This window comes from Clostridium ganghwense (assembly GCF_026735165.1).
GTDB lineage: Bacteria > Bacillota > Clostridia > Clostridiales > Clostridiaceae > Clostridium_H > Clostridium_H ganghwense.
Genome location: NZ_JAPQES010000005.1, coordinates 341,259 through 348,169 on the forward strand (window position 1 = coordinate 341,259; position 6,911 = coordinate 348,169).

Genomic DNA, 6,911 nt, shown 5'->3' on the forward strand with positions numbered 1-6,911 from the left:
TTTTAATAAAACCCTTGAATTTATTCTTATTTATTTTTAATAGAATTAATAAGTCCACCTTTTATTATCATATCCTTTTGTCTTTCTGAAACTTCTAATTTCATTGAATAACTCTTTTCTTTAGTTTTATTTTCAATTACAAATTTTCCTGTTTCAATACTACTAATTGCATCATTTATTACGATATCATCAAATTCATCTATATCATCATAATCATTAGAATTTTCAAAAACTAATGGCATTATTCCATTGTTTATAAGATTAGCCATATGAATTCTTGCAAAAGATTTTGCGAATACAGCTTTTATTCCAAGATAAAGAGGTACTAATGCTGCATGCTCTCTACTTGAACCTTGACCATAGTTTTCTCCTCCTAAAATAAATCCTCCATCATTTTCATTAGCTCTCTTAGGGAACTCTGGGTTGCAAGGAGTTAAACAATACTCTGATAAATAAGGTATATTTGATCTAAATGGTAATAATTTTGCATTTGACGGCATTATGTGATCTGTAGTTATATTATCCTCAACCTTTATTAATACTTTGCCCATTACTGTATCTTTTAACTCTTCTGCTTTAGGGAATGGTTTTATATTAGGACCTCTAACCACTTCTACATCTTCCCCATTTTCTGCTGGTTTTGCAATTAAATTATCATTAATCAAGAATTTTTCAGGCATTTTAACCTCAACACCTTTGCCAAATTCTCTTGGATCAGTTATATATCCTTTTAACGCAGAAACTGCAGCAATCTCAGGACTTACTAGATAAACTCCTGCTGATACTGTTCCGCATCTTCCTTCAAAATTTCTGTTTATTGTTCTAAGTGATACTGCATTATTTGCTGGTGATTGCCCCATGCCTATACATGGTCCACATCCACTTTCAATTATTCTAGCTCCAGATGCAATCATTTTTGATAACGCCCCATTTTCTGCAATCATATTTAACACCTGTTTAGAACCTGGCCCAATTACTAGTGATACATCTTCATGTACTGTATGTCCTTCTAAAATCCCAGCAACTTTCATCATATCTACATAAGATGAATTAGTACAGCTTCCTATTGTTACTTGATCAACCTTTACTCCTTTCAATTCTGATACTTTAACTACATTATCAGGACTATGTGGACAAGCAACTAATGGTTCTAATTCACTTAAATTAATTTCTACTATTTGATCATATTCAGCATCTTCATCAGCTTTTAACTCTACAAAATTTTCTTCTCTATTTTGTGCTTTTAAAAATGCTCTTGTCACTTCGTCACTTGGGAATATTGAAGTTGTAGCTCCAAGTTCTGCTCCCATATTTGTAATTGTTGCTCTCTCTGGAACAGATAATGTTTTAACTCCTTCTCCTGCATATTCAAATACTTTATTTACTCCACCTTTTACAGAAAGACGTCTTAGAAGTTCAAGTATTATATCCTTCGCAGTAACCCATGGATTTAACCTTCCAGTTAAATTAACCTTTACTACTTCTGGACATTTTATATAATACTCTCCGCCTCCCATAGCTACAGCTACATCTAATCCACCAGCACCAATAGCAAGCATTCCTATTCCACCACCTGTTGGTGTATGACTGTCAGAACCAACAAGAGTTTGCCCTGGTACTCCAACTCTTTCTAAATGTACTTGATGGCATATTCCATTACCTGGCTTTGAAAAATAAATTCCATGTTTTTTAGCAACTGTTTGGATATATTTATGATCATCTGCATTTTCTGGTCCTGTTTGAAGCATATTGTGATCTATATAAGCAACAGATTTTTTTGTTTTAACTTTATCCACTCCAAGAGCTTCAAACTGAAGATATGCCATTGTTCCAGTTGAATCTTGAGTTAAAGTTTGATCTATTCTAATTCCTATTTCACTTCCCCTATTCATTTCTCCAATAACTAAATGTTCTTTTAAAATCTTTTCTACAATATTTGATCCCATTTATCATTCAGCCCCCTATAAAATTTAGTGTTTATATAAATTTTTTTATTATACTTATCAAAAACTTATATTAATTTAAATATACAATTGATGCTGTTAATATTAGTCTTTATACGCTTCATGAAATTTTATAAAGTGTATTTTTCAAAATTAGCATTATTATTAATAACGCACCATAAATATACAACATTATATCACATATACCAAACCACAGTAAAGTTTTTTTGCAATATCAGTGCTGTGATTATTCATTTTTTGAAAAATTAAAGGAATGATAATTTATTTATCATTCCCTATAAAAAATTGAATTTTGATTTTTTTATTCTCTACTCTAGTTACTACAAGCCTGTAATCACCACTACTTATTTCTTTACTAAAAACTTTTGATATCCGCTCATCAAGTTCATTTAATACATTCCCATTTTTGGAAACAATAAAGTTTTTATTCTTTTCCTTTTTTATATATAAGTTATCCCATTCTCTAATACTATAATTATTATCTTTTATATATATAATTACTCCTCTTTCTTTTAAAATTCTTAATAAACTATTATATTGATCCTTAAGTAAAGATTTTTTAAACTTTTGCTTCTGAAGTATTTGTTTATTTCTATTTATTTCTTCTTTTTTTCTGTTTATCTCTTCTTCTAACAATAATCTATTATTATCTAAATTATTAATTATATTTTGCTTACTTTCTATATATTTATTTAGAATCTCAGAATCTATATTTTTATTACTCATTATTAACCCCCTTTTTATAAAGAAATTCTTATCTTCTTCTAACTTAGTAGGTTCCAATCTTTATGCTGCTACCACTAATATTAAACAAATTCCAAAGATATATAATAATTAGTATAAGGAAATTATGAAAAATATAGTTTTTATTTGTGAAAATCATGATAAAATATTATTAAAAAGTATAAAGGTGATGCTAATGAATAAAAAAAATTCATTTTCAGAAATATTGGATAAGTTACTTAAAATAATAAAGTTATTATTCTCAAAAGTAAAGTTATTTTTAAACACAATTTATAATAGACTTTTATTTATATTTAACAAGCAAGAAACTATAAAAAAAATGTACGAACCAATTATTGATGAAAAAACTCAATTTAATAAAAATCTTCAAAAACAATTATTATCACTCAAAGAAGATAATAATATAATTATCAAGAAAATAAAAACATGTGATTTAGATAATTCAGAATTAAAAACGAAAACAGATATGCTACAAAGTCTCCTATTAGATAATAGTAATAATCAACTATAACCTTAACAAATCAATAATTTCAAAACAAAATTATTAAAAAAAGCAAAGTATAGAGTTTCTTTATACTTTGCTTTTCTAGTATTTATGAATTTATATTTCTCTTAATAAAATTATTAAAAGCAGTTTTCATATTTTTAATTACCTTTTTTTGAACATTTGATAATTTATGGGACTGTATAAGATTTTCTATATCTTCATTGAACTTATCCTTATCCATACATGCAAAAGCTAATTCTTCACCAATTTCTTCTGTATAATCTGGAACTTTTGATAAAGCTTCAACAAATTTGATCTCATTTTGCAAAAACATATTCTTTAGCTTTTCAGCTAGCAACTCTGAATAAGCTGCATCTAAGCTTTTACTAGCTTTTATCATATTTATAATATCCTCTTCATCTTCTATATTTAATTCATATATCCATCTAATTAACTCAAATCCATCTTCTCCATTAACTTCCTCATATTTATTCCAATTAATCTTTGGCAAGCTTTCAATTATCTTTTTAGTGTCAGCTTTACTTATATAAGATTTTTTAAACGTATTACATATTTGCTGCTCCAATGTTACTATATTGTTATTTTTAATATCCGCTCTGCTATTAGATGATACTTTTTTATATTCATAATTCACGCTCCTTATAGCCATAACCCTATTCAACATTTATATATATTCAACAATTATACATTATATTAAATTATTAAGGAGGCTAATTATACTATGTTTATATAAAAAAAGCTACTTTCATATAAGAAAATAGCTCCTTTTTGGCCTAAACATTATAAATATTTTGCAACTTCACTTTGAACAATTTCTACCAATTTTTTTCGTTCTTCTTTTGATAATTTATCAATATATATTGGTTTTCCTACTGTCAATTTAATGTTACCTTTTCTCAGCCTACCATGGTGTTCTTCAAAAATTTTATAACTACCATCTACTGTAATAGGAACAATAGGAGAATTTGATTTTAAAGCCATCTTCAAACTTCCCTTTTTAAACTCGCCCATTTGTTTACCTTTACTTCTTGTACCTTCTGGAAAAATAACCATAGAATGTCCATTTTTTATATTTTCAGCACCTTCATTTATAGCTTTAAGTGATTCTCTTATATTTTTCCTATCTATATACACACATTTAAGTTCTTTCATCCACACAGATATGATTTTTAATTTCTTTATTTCTTTTTTAGCAATAAATCCCATAGGCTTATCTATAGTTGCAAACATTGCAATAAAATCAAAATTTCCTTGATGATTAGATACAAAACAACATGCCTCATCAGGAATATTTTCTAAGCCTTTTGTCTGTACTGTTACGCCAACTAATTTAAGTATATGATTAGCCCAATTTTTGACTGCCTTATATAAATATTCTTCGGCTGCTTCGTCTCCTTTAGTTTTTCTAATATAATTTAATTTAATTTTTTTGAAAAATATTCCTATCATATAAAATACAAAATGTATGTATATTAAAACCGATCTCATATGTCCCATCCTCTCTATAATTTAATGCAATTTCTATTATAATATCCTAACGCCTTATATTCAACAAATTCTTAAATTTTCTACTTGATAATACCTTTTTATCACATGACTAACAATTCTAATACTTCATCTGAATTAGGTTTCACTTTATTTATAAGATTGATATATTTACGTAATATATGATAAACTATCTTTATGCTTATTTTAAAATTAAAGAGGTGTATAGATGGATTCTTTTAAAAGGTTTTTATGTATATTAGCAATTAGTGTACTTTGTATATTTCTTTTTACAGGTTGCATTAGTAGTAAAAGTACCAGTATAATAACTTCCTCTAAAGATAAAATGCTTGTTCATTATATAGATGTTGGGCAAGGTGATTCTATTTTAATTCAAGTAAACAACAAAAATTTACTTATAGATGCAGGATCTAAAAGCTCAACGGTTACCTCTTATTTAAAAAAATTTGGAATTAAAACCCTTGATTATGTAATTGTAACGCATCCTCATGACGACCATATTGGAGGTATGAGTTCTGTAATAAGTAACTTCAATATAGGACATTTTTATGCCCCTAAAAAAATTACTAATACAAACTCCTTTAAGAATATGGTAGTATCTCTTAATAAAATAAAGTTACAAATTACTCCTGCTAAGGCTGGTGAAAAATTAGATATGGGTAAAAATATAAAATGTATTATAGTAGCACCTAATAATGATTCATATAAAGAAACCAATAATTATTCAGTTGTACTTAGAGTATCATATATAAACACTAATTTTTTATTTACAGGAGATGCTGAAACTTTAAGTGAAGAAGAAATTCTAAAGAAAGGTTATAATATTAAAGCTGACGTTTTAAAACTTGGTCATCATGGGAGTAATACTTCTACTTCTATTAACTTCTTAAATGAAGTTAATCCTAAAGTAGCTGTTATTAGTTGTGGAAAAGGTAATGATTATGGTCATCCCCACAAAGAAACCTTAACTAAATTGAAAGATAAAAATGTAATCTTATATAGAACAGATTTAGATGGCACAATAATTTTAGAAAGCGATGGAAATAAAATAACGAAAAGGTAGTGATAATAATGAATCCTGTAGCATTTAGAATACTTGGCCTTGATATCCGTTGGTATGGAATATTTATAAGCATAGGGATAATTCTAGGACTTTGGGTTGCATATAGACAAAGTGAATTTTATAAGATTGATTTTGATAGAGTAACTGATATTTTTATAGTTTGCTTGCCTTTCTCTGTTCTATGTGCAAGATTATATTATGTAATATTCAATTGGTCTTTTTATAGCGCTAATCCTTCTGAAATACTGAATATTAGAGGTGGAGGTTTAGCAATACATGGAGGAATATTAGGTGCTATAATAAGTGCATATTTTATGTCTAGATATAAAAAAATAGATTTTCTAAGATTATTGGACCTGATAGCCCCTTCCTTCATTTTGGCTCAAGCAATAGGACGTTGGGGTAACTTTTTTAATTCTGAAGCTCATGGCGGAGTAGTTTCTAGGGAATTTATATCTCATTTTCCTTCATTTATACAAAAGGGTATGTTTATAGATGGTACATACTACCATCCAACTTTTTTATATGAGTCAATTTGGAATATCTTAATTTTTAGTTTGTTATTGTTTTTGAGTAAAAGAAATCTTAAGAAAGGATCTATTTTCTATTTGTATCTTATTTTTTATTCTCTAGGACGTTTCTTTATTGAAGGGCTTAGAACAGATAGTTTGATGTTAGGACCTTTTAGAATGGCACAAGTAATTAGTTTAGGTTTTATCCTTCTATGTACGTTACTATTAATTTTACCAATAAATCGCAAACAAAGTTAAAAACTCAAACATCACTTTAATAAGTGGTGTTTTTATTATATTTTTTTACAATAAAAAAGAGCTTGTAATAAATCTTACAAGCTTATATAAATATGATAACTGTCAAAATGGCTCCGCGAAAAGGATTCGAACCTTCAACCTATCGGTTAACAGCCGAGTGCTCCACCGTTGAGCTATCGCGGAATATTTGAGATTTTGTTCTCTCAAAATTGCACAGTGAATTTAATTATTGATCAAGCCCTCGACCTATTAGTATTGGTCAGCTGAATGCATTACTGCACTTACACCTCCAACCTATCAACCTGGTAGTCTTCCAGGGGTCTTACTAGCTTAACGCTATGGGAAATCTAATCTTG

At 28.0% G+C, this 6,911-nt stretch carries 7 protein-coding genes, 1 tRNA gene and 1 rRNA gene; 3 read left to right on the forward strand and 6 right to left on the reverse strand.

The window, feature by feature from the left end; translation table 11 throughout:
• Positions 1-26: 26 nt before the first annotated feature.
• Together OXH55_RS15015 and OXH55_RS15020 are read right to left on the reverse strand one after the other, a co-directional pair.
• Entirely contained in the window at positions 27-1,946 is a 1,920-nt protein-coding gene (locus OXH55_RS15015) for an aconitate hydratase (protein ID WP_268050842.1), read from the reverse strand.
• Between the two features lie 279 nt (positions 1,947-2,225).
• On the reverse strand, positions 2,226-2,690 hold the full coding sequence (locus tag OXH55_RS15020; protein ID WP_268050843.1) for a hypothetical protein: 465 nt from the start codon (positions 2,688-2,690) through the stop codon (positions 2,226-2,228).
• Between the two features lie 193 nt (positions 2,691-2,883).
• On the opposite strand from OXH55_RS15020, the gene OXH55_RS15025 reads away from it, so the two are divergent.
• Positions 2,884-3,219 (forward strand): hypothetical protein, encoded by a 336-nt coding sequence (locus OXH55_RS15025; RefSeq protein ID WP_268050844.1) that lies wholly within the window; start codon positions 2,884-2,886, stop codon positions 3,217-3,219.
• Between the two features lie 82 nt (positions 3,220-3,301).
• Here OXH55_RS15025 and OXH55_RS15030 read toward each other — a convergent pair whose 3' ends face one another.
• Together OXH55_RS15030 and OXH55_RS15035 are read right to left on the reverse strand one after the other, a co-directional pair.
• On the reverse strand, positions 3,302-3,865 hold the full coding sequence (locus OXH55_RS15030; RefSeq protein ID WP_268050845.1) for a hypothetical protein: 564 nt from the start codon (positions 3,863-3,865) through the stop codon (positions 3,302-3,304).
• Positions 3,866-3,996: 131 nt separating this feature from the next.
• Positions 3,997-4,704 (reverse strand): lysophospholipid acyltransferase family protein, encoded by a 708-nt coding sequence (locus tag OXH55_RS15035; RefSeq protein ID WP_268050846.1) that lies wholly within the window; start codon positions 4,702-4,704, stop codon positions 3,997-3,999.
• Positions 4,705-4,930: 226 nt separating this feature from the next.
• Here OXH55_RS15035 and OXH55_RS15040 point away from each other — a divergent pair, with 226 nt between their 5' ends.
• Complete coding sequence (locus OXH55_RS15040; protein ID WP_268050847.1) at positions 4,931-5,785, forward strand: ComEC/Rec2 family competence protein; 855 nt, start codon at positions 4,931-4,933, stop codon at positions 5,783-5,785.
• A gap of 8 nt (positions 5,786-5,793) precedes the next feature.
• Positions 5,794-6,555 carry a prolipoprotein diacylglyceryl transferase gene (gene lgt, locus OXH55_RS15045; protein ID WP_268050858.1) on the forward strand — a complete coding sequence of 254 codons (762 nt, stop codon included), beginning with the start codon at positions 5,794-5,796 and terminating at the stop codon, positions 6,553-6,555.
• A 108-nt stretch (positions 6,556-6,663) separates the two neighbouring features.
• Here lgt and OXH55_RS15050 read toward each other — a convergent pair.
• Together OXH55_RS15050 and OXH55_RS15055 are read right to left on the reverse strand one after the other, a co-directional pair.
• A tRNA-Asn gene (locus OXH55_RS15050) sits at positions 6,664-6,738 on the reverse strand.
• Between the two features lie 46 nt (positions 6,739-6,784).
• Positions 6,785-6,911, reverse strand: a 23S ribosomal RNA gene (locus OXH55_RS15055); the annotation flags it as partial.

Bases quoted from the DNA above. Each gene is read 5' to 3' on its own strand.
- OXH55_RS15015 (WP_268050842.1), bottom strand. From the start codon at position 1,946: ATGGGATCAAATATTGTAGAAAAGATTTTAAAAGAACATTTAGTTATT.
- OXH55_RS15020 (WP_268050843.1), bottom strand. From the start codon at position 2,690: ATGAGTAATAAAAATATAGATTCTGAGATTCTAAATAAATATATAGAA.
- OXH55_RS15025 (WP_268050844.1), top strand. From the start codon at position 2,884: ATGAATAAAAAAAATTCATTTTCAGAAATATTGGATAAGTTACTTAAA.
- OXH55_RS15030 (WP_268050845.1), bottom strand. From the start codon at position 3,865: ATGGCTATAAGGAGCGTGAATTATGAATATAAAAAAGTATCATCTAAT.
- OXH55_RS15035 (WP_268050846.1), bottom strand. From the start codon at position 4,704: ATGAGATCGGTTTTAATATACATACATTTTGTATTTTATATGATAGGA.
- OXH55_RS15040 (WP_268050847.1), top strand. From the start codon at position 4,931: ATGGATTCTTTTAAAAGGTTTTTATGTATATTAGCAATTAGTGTACTT.
- lgt (WP_268050858.1), top strand. From the start codon at position 5,794: ATGAATCCTGTAGCATTTAGAATACTTGGCCTTGATATCCGTTGGTAT.